The organism is Kovacikia sp. CALU 1929, from assembly GCF_056784235.1.
Genome location: NZ_JBXBCF010000119.1, coordinates 1 through 24106, shown reverse-complemented (window position 1 = coordinate 24106; position 24106 = coordinate 1). Strand labels below are relative to the sequence as shown.

Sequence of the window (24106 nt, the reverse complement as noted above, 5' to 3'; positions counted from 1 at the left end):
AAACGCTATAGTCCTGAATTCAGCCTGACCAAGAAGTCAGGGATTTAAATCTCTTCACCTAAATGTCCCCCTGAAGCCGTAGACTGGAGGATGGTCTTTTTCACCTATCCTTAACGACTGAGCGACTCGTGCGAAGAATTGTTATTGCTGGCAACTGGAAAATGTACAAAACTCAGGCAGAGGCAATGGAGTTTCTGCAAGGGTTTGTCCCTCACCTGGATGAGACACCGGACGATCGCGAAATTGTTCTATGCGTTCCGTTTACTACGTTGGGCAGTCTTTCCCAAAGTCTGCACGGTAGCCGCATTCGCCTCGGTGCCCAAAACGTTCACTGGGAAAAAGCGGGAGCTTACACGGGAGAGATTGCGGCTCCAATGCTGACAGAAATTGGTGTTCTGTACGTCATTATTGGACACAGTGAACGGCGGCAGTACTTTGGTGAAACAGATGAAACCGTCAATCTCCGCCTGAAAGCGGCTCAGGCTAACGGGTTGAGTCCCATCCTTTGTGTGGGTGAAACCAAACAACAACGGGATGCTAATGAAACGGAATCCGTCATCTTCAATCAAATTGACAAAGGGCTGGTTGGCATTGACCAATCCAATCTGGTGATTGCCTATGAACCCATTTGGGCGATCGGAACGGGCGACACTTGCGAATCGGTCGAGGCAAATCGGGTGATTGGGCTGATTCGTAAGCAGTTGAACAATCCTGACGTGCCGATTCAGTATGGTGGTTCAGTCAAGCCTGACAATATCGATGAGATTATGGCGCAACCAGAAATTGATGGTGCCCTGGTGGGTGGAGCCAGTTTGCAACCGGATAGCTTTGCCCGGATCGTTAACTTCCGCTAAACAGTTCTGAGGGTGGCAACCTTTTTTCAAGCCCCCTGGAATCTTGAAGACTCCGGGGACCTGAAATGGTTGGTAGAGCAGAATACTGCTCTACTTTTGCTCAAAAGATGCAATTAAGGGATTGTCACATCTTATAAGCTGGTCAAGTGCTTGGTGGGCAGTTGGCTGCTGGCGCACATGGGCATCAATAAATAACCCAATAATCTCTGCCACGAAATCTCGAACTTTTTCTGGGGGTTGAGTGGCGGGGTAGTCCAGGAATGGTCTACCAGTGGTGTCATCAAAAGGATGGGTGAGGCAGAAATGGTTGGCTCCCTCTAACAGGATCAGGTAGCTGTCGTTTCTCCCCCCGGCGATCGCTTCATGGAAGGTGCGCTCTACGGGAGTGGTGGCTTTCTCCCAGATAACGCCGTAGCGATCGCTGCTGTTGGCAATCACTCCGTCACAGGTACCTCCCAGCAACAGCATCGGTAGGGAATCGGGCAGGGGCAGGATTGTACCGGGTTCATACCCTAATTGCATCACACCGGCAGAATGGGCACCATAGGCAAATGCCGCCACCAGATGGGGAAAAAAGTTGGGATCGGCACTTTCAATCGCAACTCGACCTCCCGCCGAGTGCCCACCTAAGATAACCCGCTGTAGATCAAGCAATCCGGCTAATACTCCTTGGTTCTGGAGCTTCTCTAAAACCTGGAGCAGGGATGGTAAGGCAGAAGCCGTAGGACCTGTGCCATAGGTACTGGGAGTCAGCCGGGTTATATCGACTCCCGGAGTAAGGGCGATCATGCCTGGAAGATTTTCGGCAACCCAGGAGAAAGTGACGACAACCAACCCCCGTGCTGCCAGTTTCACTGCTAACCACTGGTAAACCTCCGGTCCACAGTTCACCCCATTGAAAAAAATGACCACTGGAAAAGGCGAGTGTTGCGGGTCTGCTGGCACAATCCCTATGGTCTGCTCCTGCTCACTACCCGACATCTGGGCGGGGTAGAAAACTTTGAGGTGAATAGTGTCGTAGGGAGCAGAAGCCGTTTGAACCTTATTAGCCTGGAAAAGCGATCGAATGTTCATATAGCTTTTTTGAATCCAGTGAGGTACATGGATAGCTGTAGAATCCTTGAGTCAAACAGATGAGATATACCTCACCCAGAAAGGAAACGCTATAGGCTAATTCCAACTAGCTACGGCTCTATGTTAATACCGTAATTAATACCGTAATCCGGTTGCTACAAATCTGTAGACAAATGGCTTCTAGTTTGCAAAGTACACAATTACGCAACATCGAGGTTTTTGGACTGTTGGGTGAGTGCGATCGCTAAACCCACCTATGGTTACAAAACCTTGAATTTTGGCGAACTAGAAACGCAAGCTGAGGCTGCAAATTCCAGAGGAACCCCAACCATGTCAACGTCTCCCCATTCCCTATTTGATACACTTCAGGAATTCACAACAAGTACAGGACAAACTGCCCGCTTCTACTCCCTGCCGCAACTTGAACGGGCAGGCGTAGGCACAGTTTCTCAACTGCCGGTGAGTTTGCGAATTGTGCTGGAGTCGGTGTTGCGCCACTATGACGGCAAGCGGATTACGGAAGCGGATATTCATACCCTTGCCAACTGGCAACCCCAGGCAGAACGAACGGCAGAAATTCCCTTTGTCGTCGCCCGGATTCTGCTGCAAGACTTTACCGGGGTGCCCGTGCTGGTGGATCTGGCAGCGATGCGATCGGCAGCAGCACGGATGGGGCATGACCCGGCTATTGTCGAACCCCTGGTGCCCGTTGATCTGGTTGTAGACCACTCCGTACAGGTAGACTTCAGCGCCATCAGTAATGCCCTGCAACTGAATATGGAAATGGAGTTTCACCGGAATGAAGCTCGCTATCGTTTTTTGAAGTGGGGGATGCAGGCGTTTAATGGATTTGCGATCGTTCCCCCTGGGATTGGAATTGTGCATCAGGTGAATCTGGAATACCTGGCACGGGGTGTGCTGGAGGCAAATGGAATTTACTACCCCGATTCGCTGGTGGGGACGGATTCTCACACCACCATGATCAATGGCTTGGGGATTGTAGGCTGGGGTGTGGGTGGCATTGAAGCCGAAGCCGGAATGCTGGGGCAACCCGTCTATTTTCTGACTCCAGATGTGGTGGGGGTGCATTTGTCAGGGGCACTGGAACCGGGGGTAACGGCAACCGATCTGGTGTTGCGATTGACGGAGCTTTTGCGCCAAGCCAAAGTCGTGGGCAAGTTTGTCGAGTTTTATGGGGAGGGAGCCGCCAGTCTTTCGGTTCCCGATCGCGCCACGATTAGCAATATGTCTCCGGAGTATGGGGCAACCATGGGCTTTTTTCCGGTGGATGAGGAATCGTGCCGCTACCTGCTGGCAACGGGGCGCAGCCAAACCCAGGTGGATACCTTGCGGGCATACTTTCAGGCACAGGGGCTATTTGGGATGCCCCAACCGGGCGACATTCAGTATTCCCAAAGTCTGGAACTGGATCTGGCGACTGTGGCTCCCAGCGTCGCGGGTCCCAAACGTCCCCAGGATCGAATTACCCTGACCCAACTCAAGCTGACCTTCCAGGATTTGCTGCAAAAGTCCGTGCAGGAGAATGGCTACCAAAAAACACCAGCCGAGCAACAGCAAACCGTGTCAGTCAGGATGGGAAATTCCTTTAAGCCTCTGAAAGGGGGGGGAGCGCAGAACTCCGATCGCGTACCGACGGGGGACGCTCTGAGCAGCGATCGCGATACTTCTATCCTGACGGAAGTTGAAATGATGCAAAACCGCCCGACTCCAGATGCAGTAACGGATGTGCCGGTTGGAGAATTTCCCCCAGCCCAGGTGACTTTGGGGCATGGAAAGGTCGTGATTGCTGCCATCACCTCCTGCACAAACACTTCCAACCCGACAGTGATGCTGGCAGCAGGGTTGCTGGCAAAGAAAGCGGTGGAGCGGGGTATGACCATTCCTGCCTACGTCAAAACCTCCCTCGCCCCTGGTTCTCGCGTTGTGACTGACTATCTGACTCGTACCGGGTTGCAATCTTATTTAGATCAGTTGGGGTTTCAAACGGTGGGCTATGGCTGCACCACCTGCATTGGCAACAGTGGACCCCTGGAACCGCACCTGGAAGCGGCGATCACAGACCATGATTTAGTGGTTGCCAGCGTCTTGAGTGGCAACCGTAATTTTGAGGCAAGGGTGCATCAAAGCGTCAAGGCTAACTTCTTGATGAGTCCGCCGCTGGTGATTGCCTTTGCTCTGGCAGGACGGGTCGATATTGACCTGACCCAGGAATCGCTGGGTATGGATAGTCAGGGCAATGAAGTATACCTGCGGGATCTGTGGGCGACCCCAGAGGAGATTAACAACCTGCTGTCTGCGGCGATGGATCCCGACACTTTTCAGCGGCTATATGCCAACTTTGCAGAGCAAAATCCCCTCTGGGCAGAGATTCCTAGCAGCACTGGGAATTTGTACGAGTGGGATGCCAGTTCCACCTATATCCAGGAACCACCCTACTTTGAAGGGTTTTCGACGGAACTGGAGCCAGTGGCGGATATTCGGGGGGGGAGGGCGATCGCCCTGTTTGGAGACTCCGTTACCACTGATCACATCAGTCCGGCGGGCGCGATAAAACCCACCTCACCGGCTGGACTTTACCTGCAAGCCGAAGGTGTTGCCCCCGATGACTTCAACTCCTATGGCTCCCGGCGAGGAAACCATCAGGTCATGGTGCGGGGCACCTTTGCCAACGTGCGGATTAAAAATTTGATGGTGTCTGGCGTTGAAGGTGGTGTCACCCTGCATCAACCCAGTGGTGAGCAGATGTCTCTCTACGATGCAGCCCTCCGCTATCAGTCAGAGGGCACCCCCCTCCTGATCTTTGCAGGGCAGGAATACGGGACTGGCAGCAGCCGCGACTGGGCAGCCAAAGGGACCAAGCTATTGGGTATTCGGGCGGTCATTGCCCAAAGCTTTGAGCGGATTCACAGGTCTAATCTGGTTGGTATGGGAGTCCTCCCCTGCCAGTTTCAGCCCGGTACATCCTGGCAGTCCCTGGCGATCGACGGCAGCGAGCAATTTGACCTGGTTGGTTTAGAGCAGGAAATTACCCCCCTCCAGGTGATATCCCTGGTGATTCACCGTCCCAACGGGGAGAGCCAGACCGTTCCACTCATCCTACGTATCGACACCACCACTGAAGTCGATTATTTCCTGCATGACGGCATTTTGCCCTACGTCCTGAGTCAGCTTTTGCAGTCACGCAGGTGACCTAGCTGCCGCCATCAGGGTTAGGACAATGACTGATGGTTATAGCGATTGTCTTGAAAGTCAAGCGGAAAGGGAAATTTTTTGGTCTCTTCAAAATCTCCAAAGCAGCGATCGCGATTAGCAGCAGTGGTGGCGAGCGAGCAGTAACCGTAACGATAACAGGGAGCAGAATTACAATAGGCATAGATTGGTGATCGAGGTTCTTCCATGACCCAGGCTGCGGCTCCCCATCCTACCCAACCATTTCTGACTCTGGCGGAGTATCTGGACTACGACGATGGCACCGATATCCGGTATGAGTTGGAGAATGGAGAGTTGCATGTAACGCCAACAGAAAGCGATCTGAACAATTTAATTGTGATGTTCCTGATCGCCCAATTTCTCCAATCCGTTCCTTTTTCTCGCTTACGTCGGGGCACAGAAATTGCTGTGACCGGATATCGGGCAACGGCACGGGTGCCGGATTTAATGGTGTTAACGGAAGAGTCTGCCGTTGCACTGGGAGGAAGCAGTCGCAGTATCTTGATGCCGGAGATGCCGCCGCCTGCATTGGTGGTGGAAGTGGTATCACCCGGAACAGAGAATGAGCGGCGAGACTATCGCTACAAGCGATCGGAATATGCCGCACGGGGCATTCGTGAGTATTGGATCGTTGATCCGGTTACACAACAGGTGGTGGTATTAACGTGGGTGGAAGGGCTGTATGAGGAAGCGATTTTTAAGGGCGATCAACCTCTGGTTTCAACTCTATTTCCTGATCTGCACTTGACTGCTACCCAGGTATTACAGGCAAAACAGAAGTAGTCCGATCTGTCATAAGTAGGTGGTTCAAATTAATTGTAAAAAGGGGGAGTGGGGGCTGCGCCCCCAGGCAGGGGGTTCCACCCCCTCCACCCCCAAAACTAACTATCTTTAATTTAATTACACCTAGCTACTTACCAACGGGGGTAGGAGCTAAAGCGGGACAAAAAGCGCGTGAAGAGAGAGGGACAAAGCCGTCCAATGCTTTGGCATCAAAGGAGGATAGGTGCGGAGAGTTTGTCGGTTTTTTTCATCTGTTGCAAAGCAACAAAGCCTTTTCGCTTCTTTCTTCTTTTTTCCCCTTAGTCTTGCTCAAACGCTTTCCCCAAAGTCATTACAGCAATTCTCGGTAGGTGGGCACTGCCCACATTTTCCAAAAGCTCTGACTACGGGGCTTTGTGGGCGATGCCCACCCTACAATTTGTGGCTTTCTTCTTTTTTTCCATTAGTCTTGCTCAAACGCTTTCCCCAAAGCCGCTGGGGGAGTGCTGTGGATGGTTTGAGCCGCCACCCGGCTAAGACTGGGGGGTAGCCGCTTGAGCAATCGCTCTAGCCATTCGCTGGACGTGAGGACGAGAAACAGAATCATCAAGGCGAAGGGTGCCACCGTAATCACCTGAGTCGGCACGGGAAGTTGATTCTGTGCCTGACTCGCCAAAGATTGCAGAATGCCAAATAAATAACAACTGAGGGCAACCCGCAGCGGATTCCAACCTCCAAAAATGACGATCGCTAAAGCAATCCAGCCGTAACCTGCTGTGTGACGATGACTCCACCCCGCCTTAAAGTCGAGGGAAAACGCCGCTCCCGCAATTCCCATCAGCGCTCCACCCACCAGCGTATAAAGGTAGCGCATCCAGATGACATTGGTTCCCCTGGCAAAAGCCGCCGCGGGTTGTTCCCCGATCGCCCGCAGCATCAATCCGGCGCGGGTGCGGTAGAAATAGATCCAGGACAGCGCAATTAACGCAAAACTGGCATAGACGAGCCAATCATTCTGGAATAGCAGTCTGCCAATCACAGGGATGTCTTGTAGAACGGGCAATTTAAAACTGGGTACCGTAGGTCCCGGAATCCGAACAAAATCATTGCCCAGAAAAGAGGACAAATCGGCACACAAAAGTGCCAGCACAAACCCGATCGCCACCTGGGACTGCCGCAGCGTTAATGCCCCAAACGCAACCACCAATGCAATCAAAGCTCCCACCAGCGCTGCACTGGCAAACCCAAGCAGCAGACTGGGAGTAGTGCCCAGCCCTTCGGTCGTCTTAGCAACCGCAAAACCCGTCATAGCCGAAAGCATAATCGTGCCTTCCGCAGACAGGTTAATCACCCCCGCCCGCTCGGCAATCGTTTCGCCAATACAGGCAAAAACCAGCGGCGTGGAAGTGGCGATCGCAACCGAGAGAATGGCGATGATTTGGGCAGGATCCATAGAAGTTAAAAGTTAAGAGTTGAGAATTGAGAATTGAGAATTGAGAATTTAAGAAGAACAGCGGAGATAAGCAGGAATCAGAATCACCTAACACCTAACACCTAACCACCCCTCACCTCGCTAGACCCCGTCCTAACAGGACAGCGAGTACCAGCATTCCTTGAATCACACCTGCCAGGGATGATTCCAGGCTGAGGTTAAGGGGAAGTTGCAGGCTGCCAATATTAAGAGCGCTGAAGAAAAGGGCAACGGGCAGAATCATCCAGGCATTTAAGCCGACCAGCATCGCTATCAGTAGTGCTAGAAAACCCAGGTTGCTGGAAATACTGGGAATGAGCCGGTGGAAGATTGCTAGAACTTGTAGGGAACCAGCAATTCCGGCAAACGCCCCACAAATCACAAACGCACTCATCAACTGGCGCACGGAGGGAATGCCCAGAACGTAGGATGCTCGTAGATTTTGCCCCACTGCCCGTAGCTGCAAGCCAAAGTAGGTACCCCGCATGACAACGATGGTCAGAATCAGGGCAACCAATCCCAGTCCGAGGGCAATGGGACTTGCCTCGGTGTTGCCAAACGTCGGTAGCCAGATGGACGCTTTGAACTGCTCGGTGCCGCTCATGGAGGCAACCCCTTCTTTCTGCCAGGGTCCAAAAATCAGGTAGAGTGCCAGACCATCTACGACAAAGTTCAACCCCAACCCGGCAAAGATTTCATTGATACGACCGTAAACATTCAGAAGTCCAGCCAACAAACCCCAGAGTCCTCCGCCCAACCCACCTGCCACGATTGCCAGCAGGATTACCAGAGGAGCAGGCAGCATATCTTGAAATAAACGAATGGGAACCATTGCCGCGATCGCCCCTGCCATGATCTGTCCTTCAATCCCCAGGTTGTATAACCCGGCGGTAAATGTGAACATCAGCCCACTGGTACACAACAGCAAGGGGGCTAAGGTGGCAATCACACGGGCAACCTGATTGGGGGAGCCAAATGCACCCAACGCCATTTTGCTGACGACTTCCCCAGGAGAAGCACCCATCAGCAAAATAATGACGGTAATGATGAACAGGGCGATTAAAAGAGAAGCCGCCTGGTAGTAGATGGTTTTTGACATTCGGTCGCTCTAGCTCCCTGTCCGAATCGTAATTGCAGCCTTTAGCTACTCACTGGTAATCGTTGGTAGCGATCGCTTAGCTTGCCGCCAATCATTTGACCCAAACGATCAATGGTCAGTTCTTTGGCATCAATGGGTTCAGAAACCTCACCTCCGCTAAATACAATGACGCGATCGCTGTACTGGATAATTTCATCCACATCAGAGGAGGTGAATAAAATGGCGGTTCCCCCTTCACAGCGGGCAATTAACTGCTGCCAGACCCACAAAACAGATTCAATATCCAATCCACGGGTTGGATGTTCCATCAGCAGTAAATTGAGGGGTGTGGGAAGCAATGCCAGTTGGGTGCGTTGCTGGTTGCCACCGGAAAGGCGCTCAACTTTAGTGTGAGGTTTGCCGCGAATTTTGAACAGGTCGATCGCATAGAGCGTCTTTTGCAGGGTCTCTTTCCAATCCACAAACCAGCTTTTAGATGGGGTTCTGAGAGAGACATGCTCGTGAATGGTCAGCCCTTGAATCAAGCCTTCGCGCAGGCGATCGGCAGGAGAATAGCCGACTCCTGCACATAAGTAATGGGGGTAAGGGCTGTTGGTCATCTCTGTATCGTGAATGTAAATGCTGCCACTGCTGGCTTTCAACAGTCCGGCACAGAATAGCAACATTAATTGTTGCCCGCTGCCTTCCAATCCAGCTAAACCAATGACTTCTCCCTGATAAACGTTGAGATTGCCAATTTTGACCGTAAGGCGATCGGTGGTCAGGGTAATGTTTTCCAGCCTGAGCGCCAGTTCATCCTGACAGGTGTTGGGTTTAATCGGTGGTGCCAGATCCCGACCAAACATCAGGTCAACCAGTGTTTCGTCGGGGCAGGGAATTTCCAGATCACCCACGACCGTTCCTTGACGCAGAACGGTGACGCGATCGCATAATTCGTTCACATCTTCCAATTTGTGGGATACGAAAATAATTGATTTACCCTGGGTTGCCAGTTGGTTTGCGGCTGCAAACAATGCGTTTTTTTGAGCAGCCGAAATTCCGGTGGTCGGTTCATCCAGAATCAGGGTGCTGACTCCCAGGGACAACAGCCGTAGAATTTCTAACTGCTGCCGTTCACCGACGGTCAGGTTTCCCACCTTTTCATGCACATCCAATTTGAAATTAAACTCACTCGCCAGTCGTTGAAACTCCTTCACAGCTTGATGCCGATTAATAAACAGGTGTCCCAGTCTACCCACCATGAAGTTATCCAGAACCGAGAGCGGGGGAAAGTCCAACGGGTCCTGATGCAACATGCCAATACCAACGGCGATCGCATCCGCTGGAGTACAAATTTCAACCGCTTTCCCGTCCAGCAAAATCCTGCCGGAATCACGGCTAATAAAGCCACTCAAAACTTTAACCAGGGTACTTTTGCCCGCTCCATTCTCCCCTAACAATCCATGAATGCTGCCTGCTTCCAGCAGCAAGGAGACGTTGTCATTCGCCTGCACTGCCCCAAATCGCTTCGAGATATTTTCGAGTTCAACCTTCATTCAGCCATTCCTTGAAACAGGCACCGTTGAGAGAGAGTAAGGGAAAGGGTGAGGGAGTGAGAACTTCATCCTTCCTTTGCCTGTTACATTATGGGCATTTTGTAATCACTAATTCGTATCTATCAAGGCAATTTTGTCTGAAACCGTTCCAATCCGCCCAGCAGCAACAGCCAGATGACGACAATGAGCCAGTGCATGAAGACGGCAATCCAGAGAGAGCCACTACGGAGATAGGCAAGGGTGCAGATGACCCCCAATAGTCCAGCTCCTAAAAGAAACACCGAGCTACTGAAGAATGCTGGAGCGCCAAAAATAATATTGAACGGATGATAGAGCAGGAATGTCAGCCAGCTAGCACAACTCCAAAACCAGCGGGTCGCAGGCTGCACCGATTCTGTGGGATGGGGAATGGGCAAAACCCGAAACATCAGTTCTTCATTTAGCCCTGGCATCAGAAATGCCCTTATCATCACACCCAGCACTGTCCAGAAAGATGACTCGGGGTGCCAGGAAAGAAACCCTGTGATAAACCCAATCGGTAAGTAAACCAGCCCATACATCAGCAAAAGCGCGATCGCCCACAACCAATCCTTTTGACCAGGGATTGTGCGCATTGCTTTGCTCAAACGGCTCAAAATTCTTTCAGCCATGAGTTCTTTTACACCCTATGAAATGCCACTCCTGGATTGGTGTCAGCCTCATCTTGGCAGGGCGATCGTCCTTCACCCAAATCTCTTTGCACTAGCGTAGTAGTCTGTCAAGAATTATTTTGTGGCAAGAATTATTTTGTGGGTTGAAAACCCCAAAATAATAACCTCTCTCCTATCCCAGACTCACAAATACAAAGTTGACAAACCAGTGACCTTCTGGAGAGGCAGGAGTGTACTCATCCGCCAACCTGCATCCAGGGGTGGAATCTTCAAAAGATTAGTTTTTCTGTTTGCGATCTTTATTTTTCTTAATAAATTCCTCTATACTTGGCAATATAACTTCATGTTTTGCTCAGGTCTGTTTAGAGTCCCCCTAATCAGTAAATTGGAGTTTTTTCGATGAGATTTAATCAGGTTCCATCTGTGCTTGGATTGGCGACCGCCACGTTAGCTGCCGTTGTCATAGCTCCTATGCCAGCAGATGCGGCTAATTTCCGGCTTATTTCTGGAGTAACGAGCGTTTTTCTCGATTTGCCAACCCTGGAAAGTGTGGGGCTGTCTCTGACAGGGGCAAGTGATACGGTGCCGCCTGTCTCCAGTGAGTTTCTGGTCGGCTTTCCAATTACTCCCGCAACGACTTTCACCTTTAGCTTTGACAATGTGAGTGGCTTTGCTCCGGTGGGTGGCACGATTGAGCATACTGGCTCTGTCACCTTCAATGACAACCTGACCCTGGGTAATTTCTCGATTGGCTTTGATCCGGTTCGTGCAATTGGAGATGTGAGCGGCTTCTTTGTTCAAGACACGATTACAACAGGCGCAATTTTGTTTGATCTGGCAACCCCCAGTAGTCTCAGCTTTGCAGATGACAATCTGGCAGTTCAGGGAAGTTTGCTGGTTTCACCGGAGCTTGCCGGAGTGCTAGGAAATGAAGGTCTTTCAGGCGCAACCATTGGAGCCGCCAGCGTCAATGGAGCCGCTGTTCCTGAACCGGCAACGATGATGGGTATTTTAGCTGCCAGTGGATTTTTAGCCGCCAGCCGGCGGCGGGCATTGAAAAAGTAAGGGTAGGAGGCATTGGTCAAAAGCGAGATGAGTTGAAGCATCGTTTCAAATTCATCTCGTTTTTTTATTGGCAAAATTAGCCATGTCCTACAGCTTCTTATAAATACACCATTGGATCAATTGGCTCCCCATTTTCGCGGACTTCAAAGTGCAGGTGGGGACCTGTGGAAAGTCCAGTAGAGCCAACCGCCGCGATCGCCTGCCCCCGTTGCAGGGTTTGTCCTTCGTAAACATAAAGCTCACTGGCATGGGCATACAAACTGGTGATACCGCCCCCATGATCAATAATGACCGTGTTTCCATAACCGCCGTACCAGCCTGCCAGGATCACGGTGCCACCGTCTGAGGCATGGATCAAGGTGCCATGGTCGGCTCCAATATCAAGACCGGCATGGAACCGCTGATAGCCCAAAATGGGGTGAGTTCGCCAACCAAAGACGCTGGTAATTTCGCCCAGGCTGGGGAAGAGCATCTGTCCTGTGCCGCGATAGGCAATGCCTCCAGGAATTCGCTGCCGAATTAACCGAGTCACCGATTGAGAATCTTTAGCCAGTTGAGCTTCAGCCGCTTCCAGAGCTTTATTGTCGGTATTCAATCGGGCAACTAACCCTTTTTGAGATTCTGCTTCCGCTTCAATATCTGACTTTTGAGCCAACAGTTGTTGGGTCAAAAGGGCAATTTCATTTTTTTTCTGCTCAACCTGGTGGCGCTGTTGGTCAATCCGATCGGTTTCCTGTTTCAAACCCGCCAACATTTCCCGGTCGGTTGCATAGATCAGCCTCAGTTGACGGCGGCGATCCAAAAACTCATTCAGGTTTTGGCTTTGCAGCAACACTGCCCAACCACGCTCCATCTGCTGCCGCTGGAGAAACCGTAAGCGGGCAACGGTCGCAAACTGTTTTTGCTGGTACGCCTGCTCTGCTTTGACCAGGGTGACTTCCAAGGCTCTCAAGCGTTGGGTTGCTTTCTGAAGCTGAGTTTCGCTGTTTTTGATCTGATTGGCAGTGGCTTTAATCGTTTTCTGTAGTCCTTGAAGATCCCCTTCAGCAGACTTTTGCAAATTCTTTACCCGATCGCGCTCTTTTAGAATTTGCGATCGCTGTTGTTCAAGTCGTTGCTGGTGGCGTTGCAATTCCTCCACTGACTGAGCCTGAGCCACCTGCTCTGAGCGCAAAGGAACCTGTGCAGCAGCAGGATAGGTGTGCCCTGTCCAGAGCAGCGTCATCCAGAGTACAGTCCCCACACACAAAACGGCTAAACCAAGCCCGAAAAGCTGTCGTCTTACAGCTTGATTTCTCACCAGGGTTGAAAAAGCAACTCTCATTCTCCTCACAGCATCAGCAACGCTAAACAAGACACCATTATGACGAGGCTGAAAATTTCGGCAAGGGGATGATAGGTAGATTTATAGTTTTGGGTCAGAGATTAGGAGTTCATCCCCCAACCCCTAACCCAAATTTGGGAGAAGGGGAGTCGAAAATTTCAAAGTCCCTCGGACAAGATGGGTGAGGGCTTAAACCTTCGGCATAGAAGAAAAGGGTAAGCGCAAAACGACGGCTCTCAATATGGATGAGTTTATAACCCTTCTGACCACTTCTTATGTCTGTGGCATTTTTATATCTCTGGCATTAGATCGGCTGGACAAAACTTTTCAAATTTTCAAAAAAGATGGTTCAATTAATACAGGTGAACTATAATACAAGCAAACTATCTAGATTGTAGAACATGCCACCCCTAACTCGTCTTGAGCAACAATTGTTCAACTGGCTTGTTGAATTTAATCGAGAACATGGACATTCGCCGACCATCCGGCAAATGGTTGAGGCGATGGGGCTGAAGTCCAATTCTCCCATTCAAAATCGCCTGCAACGCCTGAAGGATAAAGGCTATATTGCCTGGGAAAAGGGCAGAATGCGGACGGTGCAGATTCTCCATGATCCCGATCAATATAAGGGCGTTTACCTGCTCGGTACGATCGCGGCTGGGGGAGTCGTTGAGTCCTTCACTGACCATGAGCCAGAGCTTTTGGATGTCCCAGAGAAATTGAGGCATTCAGACAACTACGCCTTACGTGTCATTGGCGACAGTATGATCGATGCCCATATTTGCCCCAATGACATTGTGATTCTCCGCCCCGAAACCGATCCTCAACAGCTTAAGCCAGGGAGTATTGTGGCTGCCAGGGTCGAGGGTGAAGGGGTCACGCTGAAGCATTTCTATCAAAAGGGCAACCACATTACCTTGATGCCTGCAAACCCGAATTATCGCCCGATTGAAGTGGACGATGCGGCACGGGTGCAAATTCAGGGAGTCCTGGTGGGGATGGTGAGAGATTATTAAAGCACCGACTCAAATCTGAACTGCATCAGCATCTGATTTATCAGCACAGAATACCTCGAAAGGCGTTTTGTAATCAAGCGATTTTCGAGGTCTGTTGTTCATCAGAATCACCGCTTTTTCTAACTCCTCTGGTTTGATAGTCTCACCCATTTTGGGTAGACAATTATAGGCTTTGCGTAATGTTACTGACTCATTAACCTGCATTGGGTTAAAAGGCTTGCTATGCTTTGTTTTTCCACAGTAAAGCCGCACATATAGAAATTGAGATATTTATTTTTTAGCTAGTAAAGTTTTTTAATTAATACTTTCTGGTAACAGTACTTTCACTGAAAGTACTGTTATAAACACTTATAAAGCTTAACCAATTCATACATTGCTAAACAAGTGTTTACACCGATTTGCTTGGTGAAACTTTAAAGTTAGAACTTCTTTCATGCATTCAGAGGCAAACCGCCTCCTCAAAAATACGGTCAACTCCAACTTGAGCGTTCGTGATTTACGGAGAAATCTGAAAATCAAACTTGTTGCCCCTGAAGATTAGTCTGTGTGTTGCTTCTAGAGACTCCGCTCTCAGAAATGCATCCACTCTATTTGAAGATGACGCAATCAACTATTTCTTCCAATTGGGAAGGTGGTTTTTGCATCCCTTTTGATCATCAACACTTTTCACAAGTGCATCTTTTTGTAAGTGTGAGCATCTGTGTTTTCAAAGCACACTTTAGATGCGATCGCCCTTATCAAGTGATGGCTTGGAAAGAAGTCTGAAGATTAAAGGAAACGCCCGCAGCTAATCGAATTTACAGTCATTCAGATTCAGTCCACTTCAGTGGATACCAGGATGTGCTTGACTGACTGCGGTTTTAGTTGCCCTTCCCTATCTCCATCAAAGTTTTGCATTGGCTAACTCAGTTTTCTATAGCGTCTGAACCGGGAAGCCTCCTTGTTTTAGCCGTTATGGACAGATTGTGATGCAGAAAGCAAAGACATCCTGTGCAGTTATTTAGCAAATCCAGGAGGACTCAGGTCATGCCAATCAGCCATATTGAAAACACCAAAATTTCCACATTATTGGATGGCGAGCAGTTAGAGACAAGCAACAATTTTGGGCAGCAACCCCAGAACTCAATTCAGCCATCTGAAGCACCTCCTGCTGTTGCCTTGATGCAAATGATGACGGGGGTTTGGCTCACCCAATCCATTCATGTGGCAGCTTCCCTGGGCATTGCTGATTTGCTCACAGAAGGTACCCGATCGGTTGATGAACTTGCCCAGACCGTGGGTGCCCAAACGTCTCACCTTTACCGGGTGTTGCGTGCTCTGGCAAGTTTTGGCATTTTTACCGAGGTAACACCGCGCCACTTTGCCCTGACTGAAACGGCAGAGTATTTGCGGAGTGATATTCCCGGTTCATTACGACCGTTATCCATGACGATGAGTGACGAGTGGCAATGGAATTGCTGGGGTGATTTGTTGAATATTGTCAAAACGGGTCAACCTGCGATGCAAAAGCTTTACCAGGTCGATGACACCTTTGAATATCTGACCCAGAAGAATCCTCAGGCAGGGGCACTGTTCGATAAAGCGATGATTGGTTGGTGTTCTGCTATCCACCTGGCAGTATTGAACACCTATGATTTTTCTGGCATTCATCAGTTAGTCGATGTGGCGGGTGGTCATGGCACTTTACTGGCTTCCATTCTGCAAAAATATCCCCATTTGCAAGGGGTGTTGTTTGATTTGCCTCAGGTGGTTGCGGGTGCTGGAGCATTGCTGGAAAGTCGGGGAGTTGCAGACCGTTGCCAGGTAGTGGGGGGTAGCTTCTTTGGACAAATTCCGGTCGGGGGTGATGCCTATATCCTGTCGCACATTGTTCACGATTGGGGTGATGAGGACTGCATCAAATTTCTGAGTAACATTCGGCAGGCGATCGCCCCCAACGGTAAACTACTCATCGTTGAAATGGTGATTCCAGCGGGGGATGCCCCTCATTTTGGCAAATTACTGGATGTTGAAATGATGGCAATCTTTTCCGGTGGACGGGAACGCACCGAAGCGGAATATTACCAACTATTTGAGGCTTCCGGGTTTCGTTTAACCCGCATTGTGCCAACGGCTTCTCCAGTCAGTGTAATTGAAGGCGTTTGTGCATAAAGAACAGATTTTTTCTAAAACACCATCAGGATTTCAACCTGCATGGTGTAGGGCGTGGCTGCGCAGCCGAGAGACCTGGGCAATTTGAATGTCCAACCTGATTCCAACAACCATCTACTAGATCGTGAACGTGTAAGAGGTATCAACATGAAGGAAGTTCTGGAACTGATTGAAACAAGAAGGCAAGCGTTTATGCGTCTACCTTTTTTTGAATTTCTCAAAGACCGCAGCATTGACCTGAAACAGCGAGCATCCGGAATTCCTTTTTGGGCACATTTTGTCATGAGTTTTAAGGATCTCAACGTTTACGTCCTGCGTCAGGAACCAACCGACGATCCAATTCAGACCATGATTAACCAGCACACCTATGAGGATGCCAGTCATTGGGTCTGGTATGTCAAAGATCTGGATATTCTAGGAATTGATCAGTCCCTGCGGTTTACGGATGCGCTCCGGTTTCTGTGGAGCGAGGAAACTCAAAAAGCCCGTCAGTTGTCCTACGATTTGCTACGACTATGCGCTGCCCAAACGGAACCAGTTCTGAAGTTGGCGATTATTGAGGCGATTGAAGCAACGGGCACCACTGCCCTGGCAGAAGGACTGGTGCAACTGAGCCAGGAACTGCAAGAATTGACACAAAAGCGGTCTTACTACTTTAGTGATCATCATTTGCAGGTCGAAACCGGGCACATTCAAGCTGGACTGGAGCATGGAGACACGGAACAATTTTTTGACAGCATTCAGCTAACTGAAGAGCAGAGAGCAAAAGCCTTTGAACTGGTTGAGACTGTGTTTGCCCAGTTCACAAATTTCTACAACGGACTATTGGTGTATTCAAAAAACCATTCCCTCGATCGCCCTTTCCCCAAAGCGCATGTTACCGATGGAACGGTTGTACATCGGGCGATCGCAGGCGATCGGGAAGTCACCCAAGCCAGTCCTCAGACACTCAAAGCAAAATCGGTCGTGTAGTGATTGCAGTGCCCGGTGATGCTGAATAGCCGTATAAATTGAAAGTCTTCAATTCATGCAACTCTCAATTCATACCCAAAATTGGCCACGCCAAGTTTTGGACTGAAGCTAAGAGTACCATCCTTGTTTTGTGAACGGAAGCCAGGACTTCTGAGTGTCCTTTCCATTCCCAAGCTCCCCGAATTTATCGAGAATTCGGGGAGCTTTACTCACGCACTTTGGAATGGCGTACTTTGGAATGGGATTTTAATAAGTTTGCAGGTTGATATAGCGTTTCTGCTTCTAATGAAGTACAGGCAAGGGTTAAGACCCTTGTGACAAAGCATAGGGTGTACTTCAATTGTTTGAGAATTGCTATAGGATTGGGTTTACGATCAAGTGATCCAGTAGATGACTTACCGTTAAAGCCGTCTGCACACTTTGCGAAATTATTAAATCCACGATTCCATTAGCAGTTGAAAGGTGGTAATTTGAAGCCTGTTTAATTAAAGGCATCCTTGACGTTATCGACAGCACGTTCAAAAACATTTTTTGTGTTGTCGATCGCTTCTTGAGTCCGAGCGGCATCTTCATTGGCTCTTTTCTCAATTCGAGCGGTGTCTCGTTGCGCTTTGCGCTCAATGAAACTGCCATTGTCGTCGGTTGCCCGTTCAACCCGATCGGCATTTTTATTTGCAGTTTTCTTGACCTGATCAGCCGCATCACGGACGAAACCCTTGGTGCGTCCCGCATCTTCACTGGCTTTGCCCTGTGCTCGACTGCCCATATCGGCGGCGGCAATCAGGTTAGATGGGGGAGCCGCCATTGCTGCGGTATTGGCAACAAAGGCACCCTGCCAGACAAAGGCGATCGCGGATACACAAAATAAAGCGGTAGCAACCCAACGCCCTACCGTTGAAACCCCTTTCACAAAATAATTTAGTTTCATAGAATACAATCTCCGTCAATTTCGTATTCTATTTTTACTGCATTTGAAACCAGGTTCAAATCGTGCCTCAGGCAGAGATTCACCTACCACCATTTACATTTGTGTATGCCACACTGATTCATTGCTTCGCATTCATTTAAAGGCATCACCTGTGGGGCACTTGGCTGAAAACCGCTGTAAAAAGGTCTCCTACTTTGCGTCATAAAGTGCCTGGATATTGCTGCCCATAATTAGATGAAGATTGCGGCTGACTTTGGCAATATCCCAATCCCACCATTGGATTTCTAGAAGTTTGGCAACTTCAGCATCGCTAAATCGTTGCTTAATGGGATGGGCAGGATTTCCCCCAGCAATGGTGTAGGGAGGAATATCCTTTACCACAACTGAGCGGGCGGCAATCACAGCACCGTCACCAATCTTGACTCCGGGCATAATCAGGGACTCGTAGCCAATCCATACGTCATTGCCAACAATAGTGTCTCCCCGACTGGGTAGATTCATCACCTGATCGATTTCGGTTTCCCAACCCTGCCCAAAAATGGGAAATGGATAGGTAGAGATGCCATCCAGCTTATGATTAGCCCCATTCATGATGAACTTGACCTGGGTGGCGATCGCGCAAAATTTGCCAATGATCAGGCAATCGCCGCCGTAATTGTAAAGCACATTGCGTTCAAACCCTTCTGGGTCAACCGGATCGTCGTAATAGGAGTAGTCCCCAACGATAATGTTGGGCGATCGGATGAAACTTTTAATAAAACAAACGCGGCGATGATCCGCCATCGGATAGGGGCGGTTGGGATCCGGTCCAGATTGTTCTGTCATCGGTTACCTCCAGAAGTTTGAGTGGGGCAAAGTTCAGGTAATTTCAATTGCGCTCTCACCCGATTGATGGGTTCCTCCCAATGGTCTTCAAAGCGATAACCCAGCAGAAATTCTGCTTGTTGACCTAGCACTTGCCCTTGATGCAAATTGGTGAAAATAGCCTTCAATTGCTGGGGTGCAAGCATGGGATACAGTAACCGTGCAAACCCCAGACTTAGCTTCAGTGCTTTGCTATAGCCCTGTGCAGCCGCAAATGCCAGCACACCCATTTCCCCCGCATAGCTGGTATCAAATCCAAGCAAAACGTGAAACATATCGTGAGTGACCACGTATCGCAACGCAAATACATTTCGTTGAGCCACCTCTTCCAGTTCAGGACTGATGTTGAAAGGGGCTAACTGATTGGTTCGCATGTGATCGGCATAGCCCCGTCCAAATGAACCTTCTGGATAATGGCTTAACTGGTGCAGGTCAATCGGAGGATGATAACCAATGACTGATTGCAATTTTGACTCCACCATTGGATCAACTTTTGCCCCCAAAGCATCCGCTTTGAGAATGGCAAAATCACCCAGATTTCCAGAGTTTTTGTATTGAATTGCTGTCTGAATTTTGCTGAATGTGTTCACCATGCTGGTTCGCGTTTACCATCCTTTTTAATTCTGCCCTGTGCGACAATCTCCAGATCCCCGTTGGCTGCTTGAGCTTAATTGAGTCAACTAAATAATTCTCCCAAGACATCGGGGTTTTTAGCTACTGAGTTGTATGTTGCGCGGTTTGTTATCCTGGCTTACTCTAGGCTACATTGGCGCTCTAGTGCCTGTCTGAGCAGGTCTTTGTACTGTTTACTATCAATGATGTAAGCACCAAATCGCTCCAGGTGAGGATTCATCATTTGAGCATCAAACAGGACAAATCGCCGCTCCTGTAATCGCTCGACCAGTTTCACTAACGCCACTTTAGATCCCTCAGGAATCCTAAAGAACATCGACTCCCCAATAAAAGCGCCCCCAATTACAATACCCAGAATTCCCCCCGCCAGGCGATCGCCCTGCCAGGTTTCAAAACTGTGTGCCCATCCGGTTTGATGCAGGGCAAAGTAAATTTCTTTGAGTTCGTTGGAAATCCAGGTTACTTCCCGGTTGGCACAACCTTCGACAACGGCAGCAAAATCCTGGTTAACCGCAACTGTGAAGCGATCTTGGTTAAGGACACGCCGGAGCGATCGCGGATAATGAAACCGTCGATCCAGCGGAATCAGGGTCCGTTGACGGCTAGAATACCAACCCAGACTACCTTCTGCCTCTTCTGCCATCAAAAAGTAGCCCTGAGCATATCCCTGGACAATGGCTGCAATATCAAACCTGATGTCGTTCAATGGCTGCGGTCCCTTACTCACCTAACTAACGCTTCTGTTAGGGAATTTAACCATCTTTTAGACCCTTTGCGAATATGGGAAAATTGGATTAATCAAGATGCCCATTCTTCTGTTGGTCAAGAAAAGCTTAAAATTCAAAAATAAAAAGAAGTGCTGCTCTACTAGTTGTTAACTATTAACGGGATGTGCAACTAATTTGCCCTCATCCCCACCCTTCTCCCCAAGGAGAAAGGCTTTCGGACATTTCTGGTTCCCTCTCCCGAAGGGCTAGGGCTAGGGTGAGGGCAGTTCTTGCAGGCATTTCAGCAAAGTCGCACATCGCATTATTATCTATTTACTTCCCCCCCGGTACCTGACATCTGCCTCCCTTAAACCGATGGCTGATCCCATTCCACCCATCACCTTACCCCCAGCCCGTAATCCTGAGCAGGAAGGGCGATGGTTACACAGTGCTTTACTGAACTGGTTGAATCAGGAATTTATCCCAGAACAAGTCAACCGCCAGATAGCAGAACGCGCCGCCCAGATCTTTGTCCGGCAGCGCATGGAGGGCGAAAATGATCTCGGATCGCTGGTAATTGCGATCGTAACCGAGATGGAAAGTTTTGATTTCTCTGAAAGCTTCTTTAGCGAATTTGCAGTCGCTAATGCTGTCAGCGATCTTTTGTTAGACAGCCTGGGAATTGACCGCTGCTGTGGACAGTGATGAGGCTATTCGTTTTTAGTAATTAGTTGTTAGGCAAGAATTAAACAACGGACTAACAACTAACAACCAAAAACTAACAACTTTATCCCCTACCAGCTAGACTTGACCACTCCGGGCAACAAGCCCTGGTGAGCCATTTCCCGCAGAGTATTCCGAGATAACCCAAAGTCACGGTAAACACCCCTGGGGCGACCCGTCGCCCAGCAGCGATTACGCTTCCGGCTGGGGGCACTATTACGGGGAAGCTGTTGAATTTGGCGATGGATTGTCAGTTTTTCCTGTTGAGAGGTGGCACTGGTGAACTGTTCCATCAGTTCTTCGCGCTTGCTGGCATATTTCTCCACCAGCTTTGCACGCTTTTTCTCCCGCTCAACCATGCTTTTCTTAGCCATTTATCGTCCCATTGCTCACTGAAGACACAATTTAGTATGTTAGCAAATTTAGAGGAGAGTTGCCAACCCATTTTTGATTCTGTCCCTCAACCAAGGGCGAATTAGCTGATGGCTTCCTCTACTGCATTGGCTAACACTTCTGGTTGACTGGAAAGTGGTTTTTGAGCCAATCCGGCAGAGGGGCAGAGGTCGGCAAGGGCACAGCGATCGCACATCGGCTTCCGGGCGTTACAGACTGCCCGACCGTGGTAGATCAACCGAATTGACCAGTTTTCCCAATCCGGCTGGGGTAGCAGCTTCATGAGATCCCGCTCAACCCGGATGGGGTCCGTATGCTCAGTCAATCCCAGGCGATAGCTCAAGCGTTTGACATGGGTATCAACCGTCACCCCCATATTGATCCCAAAGGCGTTTGCCAGCACCACATTCGCCGTCTTGCGAGCCACCCCTGGCAATCGCAACAGGTCTTCCATTAGCCGGGGCACCTCACCACTAAACTCAGTCGTAATCATGCGGCAGGCAGCCTGAATATTTTTTGCCTTATTGCGGTAGAACCCCGTGGACCTGACCAATGATTGAATTTCTTGCGGATCCGCCGCTGCGATCGCGGCTGCATCTGGAAACCGGCGAAACAGTTCCGGTGTCACCATATTCACCCGCTCATCCGTACACTGGGCAGAAAGAATGGTGGCTACCAGCAATTGAACCGGAGTTTCATAGTTGAGCGAACAAGTGGCATCGGGATAAAGCTGTTTAAGCCGAAACAGGATCTCGATCGTCCGCTGCTTTTTCGCTGAAATTTTTCGAGTCACACTCATTGGGGAAGCAGGAAGACAGGGAAAAGGGGGAGCAGAGGGAGAGGTGATGAGTAGATGGGTGAATGAGTTACTAGGGAGCAGTAACTACTACCAACGCGATGGACAACTTTGCTGAAATGCCTGTGAGAACTGCCCTCTCCCTAGCCCTCCCCCGATGGGAGCGGGGACAGGAAAAAACCATGAAAGCCCTTCTCCTTGGGGAAAAGGGTGGGGATGAGGGCAAATTAGTTGTACATTCCGTTAGTACGCTGTCAAATTTAATTTGACGGTTAGCGAACTCCTAGAAAGTTAATGAGGGTTAAATTTTGAGGGTCTGTGACCCATCAAAATTTTCCTGACGGAACACTAACTTGCTTTATCGAAACAGTCGTTGAATCGACTCAAGCTGAGTGGTGTCACGCACAATCAGGAAAATCCCCAGCCCCAAGAGCAGCATTAAGCCAGTCTGCATCACGCCATCTTGAACCTTAGAGGGCAGGGGTTTACCCCGTAGCCCTTCAATCAACAGGAATGCTAGATGTCCACCATCCAGGGCAGGCAGCGGCAAAATGTTAATAATTGCCAGGTTGATGCTGATCAGTGCCCCAAAGGTAAACAGATTGGAGGCATCTGAGCGGGCAAGCTTTGCTCCCTCATCTACAATCCTGACGGGACCCGAAATTTGGTCAGCAACCTGTCCAAAATTCGTGATTAGTTGACCAAAGCCTTGCAGAGTCAACACTGTAATTCGCTGAAATTCCTCAGCCGCCAAACTTAAGACTTCTAGAGGATTACTGACACGCCGCCGCTCAATAGTGCCATTTGGGGCAAGCTGAACGCCAATTCTGGAACGACCATCTTCCGAAATTTCAGGGATGACTACGAGTGGTTGAGGTAGTTCCTTTCCATCCCGCTGTATTTTCAACTCGATGGGCTGATTTGGCTTGGATTGGATCGCATTCATCAAAGTCTTTGTAGACTCCGGAGGGGTATTCAGTTCTTTGCCATCAACTGCCAGGATGATATCACCGGCTTTAATACCTGCCTTTGCGGCGGCTGAACTAAGCTCCGTTTTGACCTCCGGCACAACGACACCGGGTAACGGATTAAAATTCTGCACACCCACCGTGCCCACCTGAACCACCAACAGGAAATAGGCAAAGATCAAATTAGCAATGACTCCAGCACTGATCACAATTGCCCGATCCAGGATTGGACGGTTTTTTAACAGGTTAGGATCCCTGGGGTCAATACCATTCTCCTGCGGATCATCATCGGGAAAACCAACGAAGCCACCCAGGGGAAATGCCCGGACGGCGTATTCCGTTTCCGTTCCCTGGTATTTCCAAAGGATGGGACCAAAACCAATCGAGAAGCGGTTGGCATAAATGCCCTGGAGTCGGGCTGCCATGAAGTGCCCCAGTTCGTGAACCACAATCAGAACTGCAAGGACGGCGATCGCTGCCAAAACTGACATAATTTAAAGATTCTGCAATGTTTTTGTTGGATGTTCTATCTATTCTAGAGGCTACGGTGGAAGGGTGAAGGGTACAAGGGCATGAATGCAACTCTGTCATCAACCTATTTCTCTCCAGAGGCGTATCTGGAGGCGGAGCTATCTAAATAGTCCACTGCATTCATGGGTATGAATAGGGAAATGAACTGACCTGTGCAATGGTGATGATAGTGAAGAGTGGAGAGTGGAGGTTTCCGACGCAATGCCAAGGGACTTTGGGGTGTCTTAGGTCGGAGTTTGTAAAGTAGTTTGTGTCAAGAGAGGAATATCACATCGGAAACCTCCCTTCAAATTCAATGGCAAAACGATTTAAAGCTGCTTTCCAATCTCGAATCGGCATCGTCCATTTTTTCGAGATGT

General features: G+C 49.6%; 22 protein-coding genes and 1 pseudogene. 8 read left to right on the top strand and 15 right to left on the bottom strand.

What is annotated here, in order from left to right:
- Window positions 1-128: 128 nt before the first annotated feature.
- Entirely contained in the window at window positions 129-854 is a 726-nt protein-coding gene (tpiA, locus tag AC1S52_RS32575) for a triose-phosphate isomerase (protein WP_482033211.1), read from the top strand.
- Window positions 855-944: 90 nt separating this feature from the next.
- Here tpiA and AC1S52_RS32570 read toward each other — a convergent pair whose 3' ends face one another.
- Window positions 945-1928 (bottom strand): alpha/beta hydrolase family protein, encoded by a 984-nt coding sequence (locus AC1S52_RS32570; protein WP_482033210.1) that lies wholly within the window; start codon window positions 1926-1928, stop codon window positions 945-947.
- Between the two features lie 330 nt (window positions 1929-2258).
- Here AC1S52_RS32570 and acnA point away from each other — a divergent pair, with 330 nt between their 5' ends.
- On the top strand, window positions 2259-5138 hold the full coding sequence (acnA, locus tag AC1S52_RS32565; protein WP_482033209.1) for an aconitate hydratase AcnA: 2880 nt from the start codon (window positions 2259-2261) through the stop codon (window positions 5136-5138).
- 20 nt (window positions 5139-5158) lie between these two features.
- Here acnA and AC1S52_RS32560 read toward each other — a convergent pair whose 3' ends face one another.
- On the bottom strand, window positions 5159-5347 hold the full coding sequence (locus AC1S52_RS32560; protein WP_482033208.1) for a hypothetical protein: 189 nt from the start codon (window positions 5345-5347) through the stop codon (window positions 5159-5161).
- On the opposite strand from AC1S52_RS32560, the gene AC1S52_RS32555 reads away from it, so the two are divergent.
- A complete protein-coding gene (locus tag AC1S52_RS32555; RefSeq protein ID WP_482033207.1) occupies window positions 5346-5942 on the top strand; it encodes a Uma2 family endonuclease in 597 nt (198 codons plus the stop codon). The two genes, AC1S52_RS32560 and AC1S52_RS32555, sit on opposite strands and share 2 nt — an antisense overlap.
- Window positions 5943-6384: 442 nt before the next feature.
- On the opposite strand, the gene AC1S52_RS32550 is transcribed toward AC1S52_RS32555, so the two are convergent.
- From AC1S52_RS32550 to AC1S52_RS32535, 4 genes are all read right to left on the bottom strand, one after another.
- On the bottom strand, window positions 6385-7374 hold the full coding sequence (locus AC1S52_RS32550; protein WP_482033206.1) for an ABC transporter permease: 990 nt from the start codon (window positions 7372-7374) through the stop codon (window positions 6385-6387).
- Between the two features lie 112 nt (window positions 7375-7486).
- Entirely contained in the window at window positions 7487-8491 is a 1005-nt protein-coding gene (locus tag AC1S52_RS32545) for an ABC transporter permease (RefSeq protein ID WP_482033205.1), read from the bottom strand.
- 41 nt (window positions 8492-8532) lie between these two features.
- Window positions 8533-10026, bottom strand: coding sequence for an ABC transporter ATP-binding protein (locus AC1S52_RS32540; protein WP_482033204.1), 1494 nt, complete (start codon window positions 10024-10026; stop codon window positions 8533-8535).
- A 122-nt stretch (window positions 10027-10148) separates the two neighbouring features.
- Window positions 10149-10676, bottom strand: a complete 528-nt coding sequence (locus AC1S52_RS32535) for a CPBP family glutamic-type intramembrane protease (protein ID WP_482033203.1) — start codon at window positions 10674-10676, stop codon at window positions 10149-10151.
- Window positions 10677-11075: 399 nt separating this feature from the next.
- Between AC1S52_RS32535 and AC1S52_RS32530 the strand changes: the two genes are divergently transcribed.
- Entirely contained in the window at window positions 11076-11741 is a 666-nt protein-coding gene (locus tag AC1S52_RS32530; RefSeq protein ID WP_482033202.1) for a PEP-CTERM sorting domain-containing protein, read from the top strand.
- 97 nt (window positions 11742-11838) lie between these two features.
- Here the strand turns inward: AC1S52_RS32530 and AC1S52_RS32525 are convergent, their stop codons facing one another.
- Entirely contained in the window at window positions 11839-13065 is a 1227-nt protein-coding gene (locus AC1S52_RS32525; RefSeq protein WP_482033201.1) for a murein hydrolase activator EnvC family protein, read from the bottom strand.
- A gap of 401 nt (window positions 13066-13466) precedes the next feature.
- On the opposite strand from AC1S52_RS32525, the gene lexA reads away from it, so the two are divergent.
- A complete protein-coding gene (gene lexA / locus AC1S52_RS32520) occupies window positions 13467-14081 on the top strand; it encodes a transcriptional repressor LexA (protein ID WP_482033200.1) in 615 nt (204 codons plus the stop codon).
- A gap of 9 nt (window positions 14082-14090) precedes the next feature.
- On the opposite strand, the pseudogene AC1S52_RS32515 reads toward lexA, so the two are convergent.
- Window positions 14091-14219: pseudogene (locus tag AC1S52_RS32515) on the bottom strand (IS30 family transposase); the annotation flags it as partial.
- 888 nt (window positions 14220-15107) lie between these two features.
- Between AC1S52_RS32515 and AC1S52_RS32510 the strand changes: the two are divergent.
- Window positions 15108-16232: a methyltransferase gene (locus AC1S52_RS32510; RefSeq protein ID WP_482033199.1), complete on the top strand. Its 1125-nt coding sequence runs from the start codon at window positions 15108-15110 to the stop codon at window positions 16230-16232.
- Between the two features lie 147 nt (window positions 16233-16379).
- On the top strand, window positions 16380-17204 hold the full coding sequence (locus AC1S52_RS32505) for a hypothetical protein (RefSeq protein ID WP_482033198.1): 825 nt from the start codon (window positions 16380-16382) through the stop codon (window positions 17202-17204).
- A 481-nt stretch (window positions 17205-17685) separates the two neighbouring features.
- Here the strand turns inward: AC1S52_RS32505 and AC1S52_RS32500 are convergent, their stop codons facing one another.
- From AC1S52_RS32500 to aat, 4 genes are all read right to left on the bottom strand, one after another.
- Window positions 17686-18132, bottom strand: coding sequence for a hypothetical protein (locus tag AC1S52_RS32500; RefSeq protein ID WP_482033197.1), 447 nt, complete (start codon window positions 18130-18132; stop codon window positions 17686-17688).
- Window positions 18133-18321: 189 nt separating this feature from the next.
- The gene (locus AC1S52_RS32495; protein ID WP_482033196.1) at window positions 18322-18957 is read right to left on the bottom strand and encodes a CatB-related O-acetyltransferase; all 636 of its coding nucleotides are present in this window, start codon (window positions 18955-18957) and stop codon (window positions 18322-18324) included.
- Entirely contained in the window at window positions 18954-19589 is a 636-nt protein-coding gene (locus AC1S52_RS32490) for a Coq4 family protein (RefSeq protein WP_482033195.1), read from the bottom strand. Before AC1S52_RS32490 ends, AC1S52_RS32495 begins: the two co-directional genes overlap by 4 nt.
- Window positions 19590-19747: 158 nt before the next feature.
- The gene (gene aat / locus AC1S52_RS32485; protein WP_482033194.1) at window positions 19748-20356 is read right to left on the bottom strand and encodes a leucyl/phenylalanyl-tRNA--protein transferase; all 609 of its coding nucleotides are present in this window, start codon (window positions 20354-20356) and stop codon (window positions 19748-19750) included.
- A 355-nt stretch (window positions 20357-20711) separates the two neighbouring features.
- Here aat and AC1S52_RS32480 point away from each other — a divergent pair, with 355 nt between their 5' ends.
- Window positions 20712-21041, top strand: a complete 330-nt coding sequence (locus AC1S52_RS32480; protein ID WP_482033193.1) for a hypothetical protein — start codon at window positions 20712-20714, stop codon at window positions 21039-21041.
- A gap of 89 nt (window positions 21042-21130) precedes the next feature.
- Here AC1S52_RS32480 and rpsN read toward each other — a convergent pair whose 3' ends face one another.
- The 3 genes from rpsN to rseP form a co-directional block, all read right to left on the bottom strand.
- Window positions 21131-21433 carry a 30S ribosomal protein S14 gene (gene rpsN / locus AC1S52_RS32475; RefSeq protein ID WP_482033192.1) on the bottom strand — a complete coding sequence of 101 codons (303 nt, stop codon included), beginning with the start codon at window positions 21431-21433 and terminating at the stop codon, window positions 21131-21133.
- A gap of 101 nt (window positions 21434-21534) precedes the next feature.
- Entirely contained in the window at window positions 21535-22251 is a 717-nt protein-coding gene (gene nth / locus AC1S52_RS32470; protein WP_482033191.1) for an endonuclease III, read from the bottom strand.
- A 355-nt stretch (window positions 22252-22606) separates the two neighbouring features.
- A complete protein-coding gene (rseP, locus tag AC1S52_RS32465; protein ID WP_482033190.1) occupies window positions 22607-23707 on the bottom strand; it encodes an RIP metalloprotease RseP in 1101 nt (366 codons plus the stop codon).
- Window positions 23708-24106: the final 399 nt, after the last annotated feature.

Bases quoted from the DNA above. Each gene is read 5' to 3' on its own strand.
- AC1S52_RS32570 (WP_482033210.1), bottom strand. From the start codon at position 1,928: ATGAACATTCGATCGCTTTTCCAGGCTAATAAGGTTCAAACGGCTTCT.
- acnA (WP_482033209.1), top strand. From the start codon at position 2,259: ATGTCAACGTCTCCCCATTCCCTATTTGATACACTTCAGGAATTCACA.
- AC1S52_RS32555 (WP_482033207.1), top strand. From the start codon at position 5,346: ATGACCCAGGCTGCGGCTCCCCATCCTACCCAACCATTTCTGACTCTG.
- AC1S52_RS32560 (WP_482033208.1), bottom strand. From the start codon at position 5,347: ATGGAAGAACCTCGATCACCAATCTATGCCTATTGTAATTCTGCTCCC.
- AC1S52_RS32550 (WP_482033206.1), bottom strand. From the start codon at position 7,374: ATGGATCCTGCCCAAATCATCGCCATTCTCTCGGTTGCGATCGCCACT.
- AC1S52_RS32545 (WP_482033205.1), bottom strand. From the start codon at position 8,491: ATGTCAAAAACCATCTACTACCAGGCGGCTTCTCTTTTAATCGCCCTG.
- AC1S52_RS32540 (WP_482033204.1), bottom strand. From the start codon at position 10,026: ATGAAGGTTGAACTCGAAAATATCTCGAAGCGATTTGGGGCAGTGCAG.
- AC1S52_RS32535 (WP_482033203.1), bottom strand. From the start codon at position 10,676: ATGGCTGAAAGAATTTTGAGCCGTTTGAGCAAAGCAATGCGCACAATC.
- AC1S52_RS32530 (WP_482033202.1), top strand. From the start codon at position 11,076: ATGAGATTTAATCAGGTTCCATCTGTGCTTGGATTGGCGACCGCCACG.
- AC1S52_RS32525 (WP_482033201.1), bottom strand. From the start codon at position 13,065: ATGAGAGTTGCTTTTTCAACCCTGGTGAGAAATCAAGCTGTAAGACGA.
- lexA (WP_482033200.1), top strand. From the start codon at position 13,467: ATGCCACCCCTAACTCGTCTTGAGCAACAATTGTTCAACTGGCTTGTT.
- AC1S52_RS32510 (WP_482033199.1), top strand. From the start codon at position 15,108: ATGCCAATCAGCCATATTGAAAACACCAAAATTTCCACATTATTGGAT.
- AC1S52_RS32505 (WP_482033198.1), top strand. From the start codon at position 16,380: ATGAAGGAAGTTCTGGAACTGATTGAAACAAGAAGGCAAGCGTTTATG.
- AC1S52_RS32500 (WP_482033197.1), bottom strand. From the start codon at position 18,132: ATGAAACTAAATTATTTTGTGAAAGGGGTTTCAACGGTAGGGCGTTGG.
- AC1S52_RS32495 (WP_482033196.1), bottom strand. From the start codon at position 18,957: ATGACAGAACAATCTGGACCGGATCCCAACCGCCCCTATCCGATGGCG.
- AC1S52_RS32490 (WP_482033195.1), bottom strand. From the start codon at position 19,589: ATGGTGAACACATTCAGCAAAATTCAGACAGCAATTCAATACAAAAAC.
- AC1S52_RS32480 (WP_482033193.1), top strand. From the start codon at position 20,712: ATGGCTGATCCCATTCCACCCATCACCTTACCCCCAGCCCGTAATCCT.
- rpsN (WP_482033192.1), bottom strand. From the start codon at position 21,433: ATGGCTAAGAAAAGCATGGTTGAGCGGGAGAAAAAGCGTGCAAAGCTG.
- nth (WP_482033191.1), bottom strand. From the start codon at position 22,251: ATGAGTGTGACTCGAAAAATTTCAGCGAAAAAGCAGCGGACGATCGAG.
- rseP (WP_482033190.1), bottom strand. From the start codon at position 23,707: ATGTCAGTTTTGGCAGCGATCGCCGTCCTTGCAGTTCTGATTGTGGTT.